The organism is Leptospira idonii (assembly GCF_004770995.1).
In the GTDB taxonomy this organism is placed as follows: Bacteria; Spirochaetota; Leptospiria; order Leptospirales; family Leptospiraceae; genus Leptospira_A; species Leptospira_A idonii.
Genome location: NZ_RQHW01000003.1, coordinates 115,949 through 130,711, shown reverse-complemented (window position 1 = coordinate 130,711; position 14,763 = coordinate 115,949). Strand labels below are relative to the sequence as shown.

Genomic DNA, 14,763 nt, shown 5'->3' with positions numbered 1-14,763 from the left:
TGCAATTAATTTGATTTTATCTGAAGGGTAAGGTTGAAAAATCTTGAATTTCCTTTTGTAGGAAGTAAGCTGAGTTCTAAGGAAAAGATTTTCTGTAACTAGGTTTCGATGTTTATAATGAATGGAAAAAGATAGAATGAGTAGGATTATAATCATTGAAAAATCTATTCCAGCGCCATCGGATCGCAGCGTAAATCCAAACGAAACAGACTTCTTGCTCTCGGCCGCGAAACCTCCTGTTTCGACTCCCGAACTCCGGCATCCTTGCCTCCGTCACCGCAAGAAGTCCGTTTCGTTGCGTAGGAAAAATTGTTTCGTTTGATTGGAGCGAAGAGCCGGGTCGTGCTGACGATAGAATTACTGCGATCGATTGCATTCGAGGCGCCCTTAAGATAAAATAGAATGTTCATATAATGACTCTTAATCGGGAGAGAGAGTTTCTAGCGGTGGCGAAGGCCAAGGATGGCCGAAGCAATTTCTTCTGTGCAGGAAGCACAGAGAAATTGAGCTAGGAACGAATCTCGACTTAGGAAAGCAGGAACACGAACTCGACTGGCAATAAGTATGTTTTGTTTGGTGGATTGGAGTATCGGAACGCAGTCGTTGGAAAAAGGAAAGTTTATTTACCTAGTTTGAGAATGATATCGAATTCGGATTTTTGAACAGGTTGAATGGAAAGTCGTCCTCCTTTACGGATAACGATCATATCTTCCAAACCTTCTGTTTCTCTGATTTGATCCAAAGTGACGAAGTTTTTAAATCGTTTGTGAAGTTTGATTTTCACGCCAAACCAACGAGGATCTTCCTTTTTGCTTTTCGGATCAAAGTATTTGCTTTTGGGATCGAATTGAAATGGATCTGGAAGTCTTTCTTCTACCACTTCCGCAATTCCTGCGATCCCGAGGGGATTTGTGCTACTGTGATAAAAAAGAATGAGATCCTTTTTCTTTACATCGTCTCTGAGATGATTTCTAGCTTGGTAGTTGCGAACACCTTCCCAGAACGAGATTTTTTCCCGTTCCAGGTGGTCTATGGAGAATACATCAGGCTCGGTTTTAAAAAGCCAGTATCTCATCTTTGACTAAGCGGAATACGCCGGTTTGGTGCTTGCTTTCGTTTTGGAGCCGGAAGATTTTTTCTTGGAATCGTTTTCCACAGTCTTTTCTCCGGAAGGATGTACGATGGACATAAGTTCGTCGTGATCGATGATTTCTTTCACTAACAAAGCTTTTGCGATCGCTTCCAGTTTTTTGGAGTTTTTGCGGACTAAATCTCTTCCTTTATCCAAAGCGGTTTGAACGATTTTACGTACTTCTTGGTCGATAAGCCCTGCGAATTCTTCCGAATACGGTTTGCTGGAGGTTCCGTAATCTCTTCCGATGAAAGGAGAGTTTTCTCCTCCACCGTAATTGATGGTTCCCAGTTTTTCGGACATACCCCATTCACAAACCATTTTGCGAGCGACATTGGTCGCATATTGGATGTCATTCGAAGACCCTGTGGAAGTAACACCGAATTGGAATTCTTCTGCGATGAATCCCCCCATAGCCACTACGATCTTATCGAGCCAGTAGTGTTTCGGAAGAATGTGTTTTTCTTCCGTAGGAAGGGATTGAGTGAGTCCTAATGCTCTTCCTCTAGGGATAATAGTAACTTTATGAACCGGTTCCGTATAAGGCAGAACCGTTTGTAAAATAGCATGACCTGCTTCGTGATAGGCGATGACTTCTTTTTCTTTATCTGAGATAAAGAAGGACTTTCTTTCCGGTCCCATCATCACTTTGTCGCGAGCTTCTTCCAATTCTTCTTGAGTGACTCTTTTTTTATTGCGTCTTGCCGCAAGCAGAGCCGCTTCATTGATCAAGTTGGCAAGATCCGCACCTGTAAAACCGGGAGTTCCTCTTGCAATGGAATTGATGGAAATATCGGAAACCATAGGAACTTTTTTAGCATGTACTTTGAGGATTTCTTCACGGCCGCGAAGGTCAGGAAGGTCTACCATCACTTGGCGGTCGAAACGACCAGGTCTGAGAAGGGCAGGGTCTAAAACGTCCGCTCTGTTCGTAGCAGCCATCACGATGACTCCTTCGTTCATTTCGAATCCGTCCATCTCAACTAACATCTGATTGAGGGTTTGTTCTCTTTCGTCGTGACCGCCTCCGAGACCTGCGCCTCTCAAACGACCTACCGCATCGATCTCATCGATGAAGATGATACAAGGAGCGTTTTTCTTTCCTTGGTCGAAAAGATCTCTTACGCGGGAAGCACCCACACCTACGAACATTTCCACAAAGTCGGAACCGGAGATGGAGAAAAAAGGAACTCCTGCTTCTCCTGCAACCGCTTTGGCGAGCAATGTTTTTCCCGTTCCGGGAGGACCAACTAACAGAACTCCTTTGGGAATTCTCGCGCCGATCGCTTGGAATTTTTTAGGATCTTTTAAAAATTCGATGATTTCCAAAAGTTCGACTTTGGCTTCTTCACAGCCTGCCACATCGTTGAAAGTCACTTTTACTTTCGGATCAACATTCATCTTCGCTCTGGACTTGCCGAAGCTGAATGCTTTGTTTCCGGATGCCTGTAACTGACGCATCATAATGAACCAGATCACACCGAGAACGAGCAACCAAGGAATGATGTTTTGAACAAAACTCCATAGTTTGCTTTCTTCGTTCGATTTTGCAGTGAAAGAAAGTCTGGATTTTCTAAGCTTAGTCACCAATTCGTCGTTAATTGGTGCAATTGTGGATTTAAAAGCTTTCGGTTTGTTGTCTTTGGAATCTTTAGGGATGTACCAACCTTCGATCATTTCTCTTTCGATTGTGATCTGCTGTTGTTTGTTGGTAGTCGCCTTACCGTCTTTAGTTGTGATTTTTCCGATGGGTTCTTTGCCTTCCACCGGTTCCACCATATTGAGGAAATCGGAATAACTGATTTCATCCGGTTTGGAAGTAAGCTCCGGGCTTTTGTACACGAAGAGGAGCATAACTAAGAATATAGAAAGAAATAGAAAAACGGTTCTTATGTTTTTGTTCATGGAAGGAATATCTCCCTGATTAGACTAGTTCAAAGGTGATATTTCTGAATCACTTCGTCGATATCCCCCATGGAAATCGAGCGAATCGCGGCTTCCGCGTCGTTGATAATCTGAATTAAGCTTAGATTCTCTAATGGCTCAAAATCTTCACGTAAAAAATCTTCCCTTTTTTTCGGGTTGTACTTCGGATTTTTAACACCAATTCGGATTCTGATGAAATTTGGCGATCGGAGAGAAACGGAAACGGAATCAACTCCCGGGTGTCCGTCGCTTTCTCCTCCCTTTGTGACTACGATTTGTCCCAATTCCAGTTCTAGGTCTTCATGGATCAGAACTATGTCTTTTACCTGGATTTTAAGGAAGGAGGCGATGTACAACACGGACTCGCCGGAAAGATCACTGAAAGTTTGAGGTTTGAGGAGAACGACTTCATCCCCTTCAAAGTCTCCTCTTCCAATCAGAGATTTTTTCTTCTTTGTTTTGATCTCGATGCCAATGTTATTCGCAATGACATCGAGGATCTTAAAACCAATGTTAGATCGATTGTTGTTGTATTTATCCCCGGGATTTCCCAGGCCTACTATCAGCTTCATTGGTTTTTAAAAAGTGAACTTACTTTTTGCCTTTTTTAGCGGCTGGTTTTTTGCCCGCTTCTGCTTCCGCTTTTTCAGCTCTTTCCGCAGCTAGGATCGCTTTTGTTTTGTTGCAAGAAGTAACGATCGGATCTCCGTTCACCAAAATTTCCCAAGTTTTAGGATAAGGAAGTTGGGAAACTTTAATGCTGTCCCCTACATCCAAATTGGAAACGTCGATTGTTAATACGTCTGTTAGATCTTCAGCAGTCGCTTTCACTTTGATTTCATGAATCAAATGTTCGAACTGTCCACCCGCTTTGGAACCTTTCGCTGTTCCTGAAGTTTTGATCGCTACAGTTGTTAGGATTTTTTTACCGGGAGCTACTTTGAAAAAGTCGATATGACGAATTTGACCTGTGTGAGGAAATCTTTGGATTTCTTTTACGAAAACTTTTTCCTTTTTATCACCTAATTCAAGTTCAATGAGAGTCGCTTTTCTAATTCCAGAATCGATGAGTTTTTGAATTTCTTTTTCGACAACGGTTGCGGAAGTAGCTTCTCCGTTTCCAATGATGTTTGCCGGAACAAGACCTTCCGTGCGTAGACGTCTAGCAGGTCCTTTGCCGGTAAGAGTTCTTGATTGCGCTTTGATGCTATATTTTTCCATGATTATGTTCCTTATTATTATGAAAACAGACTAGAGATAGATTCTTCGTTGTGAATTCTTTCGATGGCTTTAGCAAAGAGTGGGGCGATCGAGAGCGTTTTCAAGTGATTTATTTTCTTTGTCTCGGGTACTTGAATGGAATTTGAAAGCACGATCTGCGTAAAATTCCCCGCATTCAGTTTTTCAGGAGCTTCCCCGGAAAGAACTCCGTGAGTCGCACAGCACATAACCGATTTGGCACCGTTTTCGTAAAGAGCAGTCGCAGCTTTTGCGATGGTTCCGCCTGTGTCGATCATATCGTCGAGAAGAAGGCAATGTTTGTCTTTGATGTCTCCGATTACGTTCATCACAACGGACTCGTTCGCTTTCGGACGTCTTTTGTCTATGATGGCAAGAGAACCGTTTACTTTTTTTCCGAAGTTACGGGCTCTTTCCGCTCCTCCCGAATCGGGAGATACGATGACTAGATCTTCTAATCCGAGCGAGTTGATGTATTCGGCAAGTACGGGAGAGAAGTAAAGATGATCTACGGGGATTCTGAAAAAGCCTTGGATTTGATCCGCGTGAAGATCCATCGTTAAAACACGGTTAGGTCCTACTGTTTCCAAAAGATCCGCAACGACTCTTGCGGAAATAGGAACTCTAGGTTCTACTTTACGGTCTTGTCTTCCGTAACCGTAATAAGGAATGACTGCAGTGATTCTTCTTGCGGAAGCTCTGCGAAGAGCATCGATGATAAGAAGAAGTTCCATAAGATTGTCGTTTGCAGGATAACTGATGGATTGAATGACGAATACGTCTCTACCTCGAACGTTCTCTTCGATTTTAACGGCACTTTCTCCGTCTGAGAAACGTTTTACGGTAATGGCTCCGTTCGGAATTTTCAATTGCTGACAGATTTCTTCCGCCAGAGGACGATTTGCATTTCCAGAAAAAACTGCAACTTCACTCGGATTCATACACCAACTAACCCTTTGTCTATATATTGTTTTGCTGTTTCCAAATCTTCAGGAGAATTGATCCCGTGACTTTCCAGAGGATTTTTTAAAGTGAGGGCACCCACTTTTTTCCCTTGGGAGCGGAAGATTTTGATCACATCGGTAAGGTAATATTCTTTTTGAGCGTTGTCGTTTCCGATTTGTTTGAGAGCATCAAATAAATGTTCTGCGGTAAAACAATAGGTTCCCGTATTCACTTCGTTCACTGCCTTTTCTTCCGGGTTTGCATCTTTTTGTTCTACGATGCGAAGAAGAGAACCGTCATCAGAAGAGCGGATGATGCGGCCGTAACCGGTAGAATCTTCCATTTTTGCGGAAAGGACGGTAGCAGAGTAGGAATTCGTTTTATGAAGTTGAATGAGTTCTGAAAAAGAGGAAGAAGAGATGAGAGGTGCATCTCCGCAAGCTACTAGAATATAACCGGAATGAGGTTGCAGATTTTTTTCCGCAGAAATAACGGCATGACCTGTTCCTAGTTGTTCCGTTTGTTCGGCAAATTCCACGCCTGGGAAATTTTTTGCAATTTCGGTAACTACATCTTTGCGGTAACCGATCACAACGACTTTGCGTTTGATGCCGGACTGGTCGATGTTTTTGAGAACGTGGATTAAAAGAGGAGATTCGTTCAGTACAACCGCAACCTTGGGAAGTTCACTCTTCATTCGAGTTCCTTTCCCCGCCGCTAATATAACAGCAGTTACAGTTGATTCAATGTTCATACGATAGAAATATGGAAAAATAAAAACTGGCTGGCCTGCTAGGATTCGAACCTAGGGAATGGCGATACCAAAAACCGCTGCCTTACCGCTTGGCTACAGGCCAGTTTCTATAAAGAGAAGGATCGGAAATCCGTTTCGGGAAATCGACGTTTCAAAGAAGAGAGCAAAATCGGTTGGTCTGTCTCTTTGGCAACAAGGCCATACAAACAAGAACCGGAACCTGATAAAGAAGCGTAAACCGCACCTTCTTGCAAAATTCCTGATTTCAATTCCTTTAAATCGGGGTGGGACTGGAAAGCGATTTTTTCGAACTCGTTCTCTAGTATGCCGTTAAGGCTGGCCCATGCACCGACCTGAAGACTTCGAATCACATCCTCTGTCAGAGTTTTCCATACTTTTGAGTCACTGGTTTTTTGTAAACTTTTTTGAAGTCCCTCGTACATTGCTTTTGTAGAAAGAGAGACATTGGGGACGGCAAGAACTCCAAAACCGGAAGAAACGGAGATAGGTTCTAAGGTTTCTCCGATTCCAGTGACTTTGCAGTGGTGGTCTTGTAGAAAAAAAGGGACATCTGCGCCGATGGATTTGGCAAAGGAGATTTTTTCTTCTCCGCTCAGATTCGTTTTAGAAAATAAAAATCGAAGAAGGCTTCCTGCATTGGAACTTCCTCCCCCCACTCCTCCTTCCGGAGGAATTCTCTTTGTTAGGCGAACTTCCACTCCGAAAGGCTCCGTCAGATGGGGAAACAATTTTAGATATGCCTTATAAAGTATATTCTTAGTTATGTCTCCTCGTTCCGAGACGGATTCGAAGAGAGGGTGTTTTTTCGGACTCAATTCATTGGAAGAGATAAGTCTGAATTCGGGAGTTTGCGGAGAAGTTAACGGAAAGGAAGAACATTCGAAGTCGTCCCCGAAGTTTGTTTTTAAAAACAGGCTTCGGATTTCATGATAACCGTCCTCTCTTTTGAAAGGAATCTCCAAACCTAAATTGATTTTTGCGTAAGATAAAACTTTCACGAGTTAGAAACGAATTATTTTCCGGGGATCAGGGATTTTGCTTCTTCGATTTTTCCCCGAATCTTTTCGGAAAGTTCTTTCGGTTCCGTAACTATGATGCTGGTTCCGTAACCTAGAATGGTATTGATAAACCAATTTTCTTCCTGAATCGGAGCTTGGTAGCCGTAGTAAGTTTCACCAAAGTAGGATTTGGTGGTATTCAGGTCTTTTAAGGGAAGTTTTCTTCCTAAATGAAATGCGGAGGAATCTTTTGCGAAAAGGACTGCGTGGCGATCTTTCGGTTCTTGTTTCGGTTGAACCAATTGCACGAAACCATCTAACCATTCTTTTGCGCCCTTCGGAATTTCTCCGATTTTGCGGTCGGTTTCTCTGATGGATAAAATGCAGTCGATTCGATAGGATCGAAATTCCTGTTTTTCCAGATCGAAACCCAAAAGGTAAGATTCATTTTCTTCCCAAAGAAGCCAAGGAGATAAGGTTCTCACTTCTTTTTCTTTGCTGTTTCTTTTCCAATAATCCAGTTCGATGATCTTCTGGTTTTGAATGGAGTCCGTGATTTTTTTTCTGATCTCTGAATGAGGTTCCCAGGTTTCGGAAGGAATGATCGAGTTTATCTTTTTTAAAATCGATTCTACTAAATGTTTTTTGGAATCTTCTTCTTTCTGTCCCTGACGAGAGACTAAGTCGCGTAACAGAATCCATTCGTCGGGAGAAAGAGGCAGTGCTTTATCGATAGCGATGGGCAGACGGATCTTCACAAGTTCTCCGTCGAAATCGATATCCACACAATCCTGAGGAGAGTAGGGATACATTTCGATCATGTAAAGTTCACCGAGCTCTTTTTTGAGTTCGGTGACGGATTTGTGTCCTGTGATTTTTTGGAGATCCTCCAAACTCAAACCATCCGGATGTGCCGATAGAATTCGGATCAGATTGAGTTTGGAAGCTGCCCTTAGGGTAGAAGGATTCATTATACTTCTAGAATTTGTTTCAATTCCTTTGCGTTAGAAGCACATAATGATTGTTTTTCGATATTCTTCGCTTTTAAGTGTCCGCCTGTCAATCTTTGACTCACTACACTCGGTCCGAAATCGATAACTGCCTGAATGGAAGAATCGTTCCAGATAGGAGCGATCGCCAAATCCCAGTAAAGCGGCTCGATCAAAACCATTTTGAAAAGAATGTCTCTTAGGTTTCCGTCTTTTTGAAGGTTGTGTCCGTCGAAGATGCTGTAAACGGGAACTTTCAAATCGCTTCCGGAATAAGGGAAAGGAACCACTTCCGCATCTTCTTTGACGAAACCGGGAAGGGATGCATTCATGAAAGGGCAGTGGAAAGGAGCGGTCGTTTTCAAATATACGAATTTGAATTTTTTCTCATCCATTTCCGCTTTCCATTTTTTTCTGAAAGCAAGCAAAGAAGAAGGAAGCGCAGATAAGATCATGGAATCGGGAGTGTTGTAAAGAGAAATAAAAACAGTGTCTTGGCCTTTGAGTCCCAAAGATTCGTTTGTTTGTTTCACTCTATCTTCTAACTCATCTTTGGTGTAACCGATCACAGCAACCATAGGAGCAGGGTTTTTGTCTCCGTTTGCTTCGTTCTCTTGAACGATATTAGCAGCAACATTGAAATCAGGATAAACTTTTTGACCGTTGAATCCTAAGTAGAAAACGAATTTTAAGAAGTCGCTGTATGCTTTTAGGAAATCATCTCCTTCTTTACCTAATCCTACCAATGCTCCCGCAATCACACCTTGGCTGTGGCCGCTGATGGCACCCGTAGTTTTGATAAGATCCGCAGTAGGATAACCTCTTTTAGTTACGAGCACATAGTTCGCAATTTGGGTCATGAAGATTCCAGGAACGGAAACGGGAGCGCGGGATAGATAATCTTCGGAAGGAGCGCTGTCCGGATTTTCCAACCAAGCTTTGAAGTTTAAACCTTCGCTTAAGAAAGGACTTTTGCCGTCTCTGGCAACGATTTGATCGAGAGTTTGGAAAGAAATAGCGAAGAATTCTTTGAGTTCCGGTTCTTGGAAAAGTTTTGCAAGTTCTTTAAGATAAGGAGAACCTTGCCCGCCGAATTGTAAGAAAAATTTCTGAGACTGAGAGGAAAAACTTGTGAGAAGTTTTGCAGTTGTCATTAGATATTCCTAAAGATGTAGTTTTTCAGATACCGTACAAAAAGAGCATATCCGAACAAGGAGAAAATTCCAGGGCAAAGGAGCCTTAAGATCCGTAGAAAATGATCTTATAATATGTCAGATTCCCAGTAGGAGTCCCGCTGTTCTCATCTTTCAGGAGAAGATTCCATGTACCATTTGCGGGAAAATCCAAAAATCCCGAAACTCCGAAAATTTGATTCGTCATCGCAGAACAACTTATAGTCGGAGTTTGTTTTTTTCCTCCCGAATAACATAGATGAGGCTCTTGAATCTCTATCGTTCTTTGTACGGGACTAGTGGGAGACTGAAGTTTCATTCTGATTTCTCCCGGATTCGGGTGGCTGGATGTAAGAATGAGCCGGATGAATTCGATTTTGGTGATCCCGGAAGAGGAAACGACTATGTTTTGAGTGCTGTAACTTCCCGACTGGTCTATGTTCAAGCTGACTGTTCCTTCCGTAGACCAGGTTTTCAAAGAGGAGGATCCTCCCAGGCTGGTCCAGGAAGATGCCGTTTGCAACGCTTGTTCCGCATCCACAGTTCCGAATCCGTAAACAGTGCTGTAGTCGTATCCCGGAGAAGTGCTCACCCAGTTTGCATCGGAAGAGTCCGTTTTTTTGGCGGATTTTGCCAAAATCACTTTCACATCTCTCCAAGTCAGGTTGGGATATTTTTCTAAAAGGAGAGAAACCACTCCGGAAACCATTGGTGCCGCTGCGGAAGTTCCGTTGAAGGTGGAAGTGTACTTTCTGTTCGGATAATTGAAACTGGAAGTATCCGGATAATTCGTACTTCCCGTTCCAGGGTTGTATCCCCATTCCGTTGTGAATCCTATATTGTCAGTGGTTGTAATGGCGGTATTGATCACTCCGTCTCTTCCCGTATAAGCGGATAACCAGAGATTGGCGCCTTTTTCCGAATAGGCGGCTCTGACTCCCGTATTGAGAACCCCCGAAACAGCCATAGTTCCGTAATGGGAAGCATAACCGTCATAATTCGAATTATCTACTTCCGTACCTGTCGCTTCTCCTAAAGTTCCCGCACCGTTTCCTCCTGCAAAAACATAGACGGTTCCTTTTCCTTCACGATTGTTTGTTATCCCCGCTTCTATATTCGTATAAAATGAATTAGGTGCTTTTTGATAATGTCCCGATCCGTCTTCACTTCCCCAACTGTTGTTGGAAACGAAAACGGATTTATTCCCAGTCAATGAAGTTGCCATATTGGCATCCGTACTTTTAGAAAGATAATTATAAGCTATGAATTGACTGCAAGGCGCTACTCCGGTAACCCCTATCCCGTTCCCTCCTCTTGCGGAGATTATGCCTGTAACCGCTGTTCCGTGATTTGCGAGTTCTCCTCCCGTATCGTTTGCTGCAAGTCCGTTCGTTCCGTGCAAAAAGTTCACACTTTCCGATTTTGCATTCGGCTGCAGATCTTCATGATCCAATAAAACCCCGTCGTCCACTATGGAAACCAAAGTGGTTTTTCCGCTGAGGCCCGCCTGCCAAACGGGAAGAACATTGATATCCGCTCCGGAAGTTCCCGCAGGATGAGTTCCCGAATACATGGCTTGCCCCGTGTTTTTCAAATGCCATTGATAGCCGTAGTATGTATCGTTAGGTGAACTGACTGCACTGCAGTCTGTAGGTGAGTAGTCGACTGTGGACTTGGTTCCTAAAAGGATGGGGTTGAGCCAGAGAGCTGAATTTTTTTTTGAATCGGAATTGTTACAACCGTTGTGAATCGAAAGTAAAATGAATAAAGCAAGAAGACGATTCATAGAAGAGATCCGTTCGAATCGTCTTCTATGATAAGCTAAGTGGATTTATTACTACAATAATATTAGGATTTTGACAAATATTGTAAAACTGTGAGTTTTTTGCGTACAATCACGCAGCTTTGGAGACCTTTAAGTTCTCTTTGATCCGCTCGTGGTCTGCCGCTAAGAGGACAATGTTCTCAAAATAAGATGCGAAATCGATTCTTCCGGAAGAAAAATCTTCATGTAGTAAGGCCAATAGGAGATAAAACATTCTGCCTCCAGTTGGGAATCATTCTAGCAATGTGACATAATTCGAAAAGTCTTTTTCCTATGCCTGAAGCAAGAATCCCAGCATTTCTAGTTTTCCTTCGGTAGAATTTCCGAATGCCAAGATTCTTTTTTCTTTAAACAGGGATTTGGTTGGAAAGTAAGATCGCTTCGCTTAGGAATTTGGGGAATTTATTCTCGGGGTTGAGGGATAAAACTTTCCAATCTTCCTTTTTGATCCTGCTGCGGCAGTGGGAGGTACCACAAAAACACTGAAAGCTCTGGTCGAAATTCACCACAAAACTTCCGTAATCGATGGTAAGTTCGTCTCCCGGATAAATCGTTCCTTTGGCTATGATATTGTCCTGGCCGTCGAACTGAGTGTTCGGTCCGCAGGAATGGTTGAGAAAATTAGTCAGGTTATGGACATGATTTTCGGAGAAAGTTCCCATTGTTTTCCCGAAAGAAAGATCGAAACTGTATTTTAAAAACATTTCCTTCTCCGATTCGGGGAATCGGTTCACTTCTTCAATGCTGTGAACTTCCCAGCCGCCCAGTGCAATGTCGGCGTACCAATCTTTTTCAGTAAATAACAGGGTTCCAGGTAGGAATATTTGTGAGGCGAATAGTCCGTAGCCTCCCAAAGAATTGATTTTTTTTTCGATCATAGAAGCGGATTCTTTTCGGGAACCCTTTTGCATCCTCCTTCGAATTGGATCAATAGAGGGGACGTAATTTCGGAAAGCAAGATATTTTCAAATCCGCATTTGAAATTTTTAGACAAAAAACGCCCCGAAAAAGCATACATACTTGCGGCATTTCCTCGAAGATCGTCTTACAAAGAGTAGATTTTCGGATAATAAAAGTTTGTCTGTAAATAACGGGAGGTATCAGTTTTCCCTAAATCGGAACTTTTCGCCTAAAGTTTTACCCGGCTGTCATAAAATAGTAATTGAGAGATGATGTAATTCGATTATGTTTGCTACAACGTATAGAAAACCTATGAAACCCAATCATTATACAGAAATTCCTTCTTCATTCACTTTGAATTTAGAAGTATGTGACGACTACAACATCCATAAACACATCAGTGCTCGAGGGATGACTTTCATTCATACGAATGCATTCGATGTATCTACGATCCTAAAAGTTTCTTTGAAAATGGTCTCAATGACCGGCTCGATGGATTGTTACGTAAAAGTATTGAAGTGTACTAAGATCGAAGGGGAACCTTTGTTTGAAATCCATTGTAACTTTTATGATACAAATGCGGAAAAAGAAGACGAGGTGCTCGGTTTTATAAAGAGTTTCTAAGGAGCTGTCGCAGGTTTTTCCACTGCGGCAGGACCGAACTGATCCTCATGGATCGCTTTCTCTTTGGAAACTTGTGCGATCAAAAACTTGGTGGGCGAAAAAAAACCGTCCGTCGAAAACGAATACCCACCGCCTAACGGTGCACCGGAGACGGTTCTCAACTCGAAATGCAAATGGGAAGGATACGCTCCTCCTGCATCTCCGATGCTTGCAATCCATTCTCCTTTTTTCACCATCTGTCCGGGTTCCACTTCGATCGTATAAAGATGGGCATATAGGGCTTCGAAATAATAAAATTGATTTTTGGTTTCAGGAACGGGATGTTTATGGATCACCCGAACTACCTTGCCCCATCCACCTCCGTAATCTGCGATGACGCTTACGATTCCATTGGAGATGGAATAGACAGGTGCTCCATAGTCGGAGTCTCCTCCTCCTACATAATTCCAATCTTCACCCAAATGAAATCGGTAACCGAACTTGGGATTTTCCACTCCGAATTTTTGAGCGATGTAATATCCTTCTCCGTATTTGCCTCCTGCAGGAAATTCATAAGAGTCTGCAATGAAATCAGGATAACGTTGAAAGATCTGCATCGTATCGATTTTTTTCTCTGTGGCTCCGCCGCCTAACCAACCAAAGAGAGGATTTCCCTGGTAACCCAATCCTTTCGAAGAATAACAGTTTATAAAATGGAATAGAAAGAGAAGTAAAACCGCTCCGGAAAAAAATGAATTTTTTCTCGGAGCAAGTTTTGCGGCGAAATCGGATTTAACGTTTCGCCTTAATTTTTTTCGATTTTGACGAAGAGGATTCAATACGATCAATCTCTTCCGCAGCAGGCTGAATTGGCAAGGGATTCCCTGCCTCTTTGGCTCTTTTTTTGCCTTCTGCCATTTCCTTTTTCATCTGATGGAGGAAAATATCGAAGTCTACCTGGATGGTATGTCGCGTACTTGAGACGTATCTTTTTTTCATCGCTGTTTCATCCGATTGAATCCAATCTAACATGGATTTGTGGTTCGGAAGTTCGTAATTTCCCGTAAGATACTGAGCGATCCATTTTCCCTGCATTTCCGCTAAAGGCATAATGGCTCCTAAAGGCTGCATCAGTCCGACAAACATCAAATTGTTGAATTCAGGTTTGATCATCTTATAGAAAAGAGGGATATAGTTGTCGGGAGCGGACAAAAAGTCCTCATCAAAGAAAGGAAATTTGATGTTGTATCCCGTGCAATAGATGAGAACATCCGCATCTTCTTCCGATCCGTCTGCGAATGCGATTTTTTTCCCTTTGAGTTCCTTGATGACCGGTTTGGGTTTGATGTCTCCTCTTCCCAATCGAACGAGTAAATCCTGGGAAATGGTAGGATGGGCGGATCCGAATTTATGATCCGGTTTAGGGAGTCCGAAATCTTCCATTTTTCCTACACCGAATCGAATCAAAAGGTGAGCGAGTGCTTGTTGAATCCAAAAAGGAACCCAAGTAGGTGTGTTCTCTGTTAGTTTGTCCAAAGGTTTTCCGAACAGATAGTTCGGAATGACATAAGCCCCTCTTCTTGCGGAAAGAAAAACGTTTTTTGCCACTCCCGGACGGGACAGTTCCACGGAAATATCCATGGCGCTGTTTCCCATTCCCAAAACCACTACGTTCTTTCCTTCGCAGTTGAAAGGAGTTTTCGGATCAACATAAGAATGAGAGTGCATCACTTGTCCGGAAAATTTTCCGGGAAAAGCAGGATTCGGCCATCTTTCACTCCAATGGTGACCGTTCGCAACAACTAACACATCGTAGATTTTAGAAGGCCCTTTCTCTGGAGTGACTTCCCAAAGACCGTCTTCTCTTCTTTCTACTTTTTTTACTCCGTTTTTGAATTGGATGTGTTTTCTGAGCCCGAAGTGATCCACATAATCTAGAAAATAATTTTGAATGGGTTCGTGATTGGGATAATCAGCATAATCCTTAGGCATAGGATAGTCTCTATATTCCATCCTGTCTCTGTGTGTGTTGATATGAAGGGATTTGTAAATATTACTTAACCCGTTGTCGTTCTTATAACGCCAGTTACCTCCTACATCGCTGCCTTTTTCATAACAATCGAAAGGAATTCCGTTTTCTTTTAAGGATTTAATTACTGTTATACCGGAAGATCCGGCGCCGATTACACACACTTTCGGAAGGGTCATATTTTTTATCTCTCGTTACGGGAAGTGATTCTAAGTCGAATAGTCTCCCCA

General features: G+C 42.7%; 15 protein-coding genes and 1 tRNA gene. 1 reads left to right on the top strand and 15 read right to left on the bottom strand.

The genetic code is table 11. The features are described from left to right. Positions 1-619: 619 nt before the first annotated feature. The 13 genes from EHS15_RS01720 to EHS15_RS01665 all read right to left on the bottom strand — a co-directional run bounded on the left by EHS15_RS01720 (position 620) and on the right by EHS15_RS01665 (position 11,879). Positions 620-1,075: an EVE domain-containing protein gene (locus EHS15_RS01720; protein ID WP_135758803.1), complete on the bottom strand. Its 456-nt coding sequence runs from the start codon at positions 1,073-1,075 to the stop codon at positions 620-622. Positions 1,076-1,081: 6 nt separating this feature from the next. Beyond that, entirely contained in the window at positions 1,082-3,037 is a 1,956-nt protein-coding gene (gene ftsH / locus EHS15_RS01715; RefSeq protein ID WP_135758802.1) for an ATP-dependent zinc metalloprotease FtsH, read from the bottom strand. Positions 3,038-3,066: 29 nt separating this feature from the next. Then, complete coding sequence (pth, locus tag EHS15_RS01710) at positions 3,067-3,630, bottom strand: aminoacyl-tRNA hydrolase (RefSeq protein WP_135758801.1); 564 nt, start codon at positions 3,628-3,630, stop codon at positions 3,067-3,069. A 19-nt stretch (positions 3,631-3,649) separates the two neighbouring features. Beyond that, entirely contained in the window at positions 3,650-4,279 is a 630-nt protein-coding gene (locus EHS15_RS01705) for a 50S ribosomal protein L25/general stress protein Ctc (protein WP_135758800.1), read from the bottom strand. A gap of 17 nt (positions 4,280-4,296) precedes the next feature. Next, positions 4,297-5,238, bottom strand: a complete 942-nt coding sequence (locus EHS15_RS01700) for a ribose-phosphate pyrophosphokinase (RefSeq protein ID WP_135758799.1) — start codon at positions 5,236-5,238, stop codon at positions 4,297-4,299. Continuing rightward, positions 5,235-5,996: a sugar phosphate nucleotidyltransferase gene (locus tag EHS15_RS01695; RefSeq protein WP_135758798.1), complete on the bottom strand. Its 762-nt coding sequence runs from the start codon at positions 5,994-5,996 to the stop codon at positions 5,235-5,237. The genes EHS15_RS01700 and EHS15_RS01695 overlap by 4 nt, the downstream gene beginning before the upstream one ends. A gap of 27 nt (positions 5,997-6,023) precedes the next feature. Then, positions 6,024-6,099 (bottom strand) — tRNA-Gln (locus EHS15_RS01690). Positions 6,100-6,103: 4 nt separating this feature from the next. Further along, positions 6,104-7,015: a 4-(cytidine 5'-diphospho)-2-C-methyl-D-erythritol kinase gene (locus EHS15_RS01685; protein WP_135758797.1), complete on the bottom strand. Its 912-nt coding sequence runs from the start codon at positions 7,013-7,015 to the stop codon at positions 6,104-6,106. Positions 7,016-7,029: 14 nt separating this feature from the next. After that, positions 7,030-7,986, bottom strand: coding sequence for a helix-turn-helix transcriptional regulator (locus tag EHS15_RS01680; RefSeq protein ID WP_135758796.1), 957 nt, complete (start codon positions 7,984-7,986; stop codon positions 7,030-7,032). Beyond that, the gene (locus EHS15_RS01675; RefSeq protein WP_135758795.1) at positions 7,986-9,158 is read right to left on the bottom strand and encodes an ACP S-malonyltransferase; all 1,173 of its coding nucleotides are present in this window, start codon (positions 9,156-9,158) and stop codon (positions 7,986-7,988) included. Before EHS15_RS01675 ends, EHS15_RS01680 begins: the two co-directional genes overlap by 1 nt. Positions 9,159-9,243: 85 nt before the next feature. Then, positions 9,244-10,962, bottom strand: coding sequence for a S8 family peptidase (locus tag EHS15_RS01670; RefSeq protein WP_135758794.1), 1,719 nt, complete (start codon positions 10,960-10,962; stop codon positions 9,244-9,246). A gap of 109 nt (positions 10,963-11,071) precedes the next feature. Continuing rightward, positions 11,072-11,215 carry a hypothetical protein gene (locus EHS15_RS19015; protein WP_167884128.1) on the bottom strand — a complete coding sequence of 48 codons (144 nt, stop codon included), beginning with the start codon at positions 11,213-11,215 and terminating at the stop codon, positions 11,072-11,074. Positions 11,216-11,348: 133 nt separating this feature from the next. Beyond that, the gene (locus EHS15_RS01665; RefSeq protein WP_167884127.1) at positions 11,349-11,879 is read right to left on the bottom strand and encodes an SET domain-containing protein; all 531 of its coding nucleotides are present in this window, start codon (positions 11,877-11,879) and stop codon (positions 11,349-11,351) included. A gap of 334 nt (positions 11,880-12,213) precedes the next feature. Here EHS15_RS01665 and EHS15_RS01660 point away from each other — a divergent pair, with 334 nt between their 5' ends. Further along, a complete protein-coding gene (locus EHS15_RS01660; protein WP_135758792.1) occupies positions 12,214-12,525 on the top strand; it encodes a hypothetical protein in 312 nt (103 codons plus the stop codon). On the opposite strand, the gene EHS15_RS01655 is transcribed toward EHS15_RS01660, so the two are convergent. Continuing rightward, entirely contained in the window at positions 12,522-13,190 is a 669-nt protein-coding gene (locus tag EHS15_RS01655) for a M23 family metallopeptidase (protein ID WP_246051851.1), read from the bottom strand. The genes EHS15_RS01660 and EHS15_RS01655 overlap by 4 nt on opposite strands. A 106-nt stretch (positions 13,191-13,296) precedes the next feature. Further along, on the bottom strand, positions 13,297-14,712 hold the full coding sequence (locus EHS15_RS01650; protein WP_135758791.1) for a flavin-containing monooxygenase: 1,416 nt from the start codon (positions 14,710-14,712) through the stop codon (positions 13,297-13,299). Positions 14,713-14,763 lie beyond the last annotated feature (51 nt).

Excerpts from the sequence above, each read along its gene's own strand:
- EHS15_RS19015 (WP_167884128.1), bottom strand. The coding sequence starts at position 11,215 with ATGTTTTATCTCCTATTGGCCTTACTACATGAAGATTTTTCTTCCGGA.
- EHS15_RS01700 (WP_135758799.1), bottom strand. The coding sequence starts at position 5,238 with ATGAATCCGAGTGAAGTTGCAGTTTTTTCTGGAAATGCAAATCGTCCT.
- EHS15_RS01675 (WP_135758795.1), bottom strand. The coding sequence starts at position 9,158 with ATGACAACTGCAAAACTTCTCACAAGTTTTTCCTCTCAGTCTCAGAAA.
- EHS15_RS01680 (WP_135758796.1), bottom strand. The coding sequence starts at position 7,986 with ATGAATCCTTCTACCCTAAGGGCAGCTTCCAAACTCAATCTGATCCGA.
- EHS15_RS01650 (WP_135758791.1), bottom strand. The coding sequence starts at position 14,712 with ATGACCCTTCCGAAAGTGTGTGTAATCGGCGCCGGATCTTCCGGTATA.
- EHS15_RS01665 (WP_167884127.1), bottom strand. The coding sequence starts at position 11,879 with ATGATCGAAAAAAAAATCAATTCTTTGGGAGGCTACGGACTATTCGCC.
- pth (WP_135758801.1), bottom strand. The coding sequence starts at position 3,630 with ATGAAGCTGATAGTAGGCCTGGGAAATCCCGGGGATAAATACAACAAC.
- EHS15_RS01695 (WP_135758798.1), bottom strand. The coding sequence starts at position 5,996 with ATGAACATTGAATCAACTGTAACTGCTGTTATATTAGCGGCGGGGAAA.
- EHS15_RS01720 (WP_135758803.1), bottom strand. The coding sequence starts at position 1,075 with ATGAGATACTGGCTTTTTAAAACCGAGCCTGATGTATTCTCCATAGAC.
- ftsH (WP_135758802.1), bottom strand. The coding sequence starts at position 3,037 with ATGAACAAAAACATAAGAACCGTTTTTCTATTTCTTTCTATATTCTTA.
- EHS15_RS01670 (WP_135758794.1), bottom strand. The coding sequence starts at position 10,962 with ATGAATCGTCTTCTTGCTTTATTCATTTTACTTTCGATTCACAACGGT.
- EHS15_RS01660 (WP_135758792.1), top strand. The coding sequence starts at position 12,214 with ATGAAACCCAATCATTATACAGAAATTCCTTCTTCATTCACTTTGAAT.
- EHS15_RS01705 (WP_135758800.1), bottom strand. The coding sequence starts at position 4,279 with ATGGAAAAATATAGCATCAAAGCGCAATCAAGAACTCTTACCGGCAAA.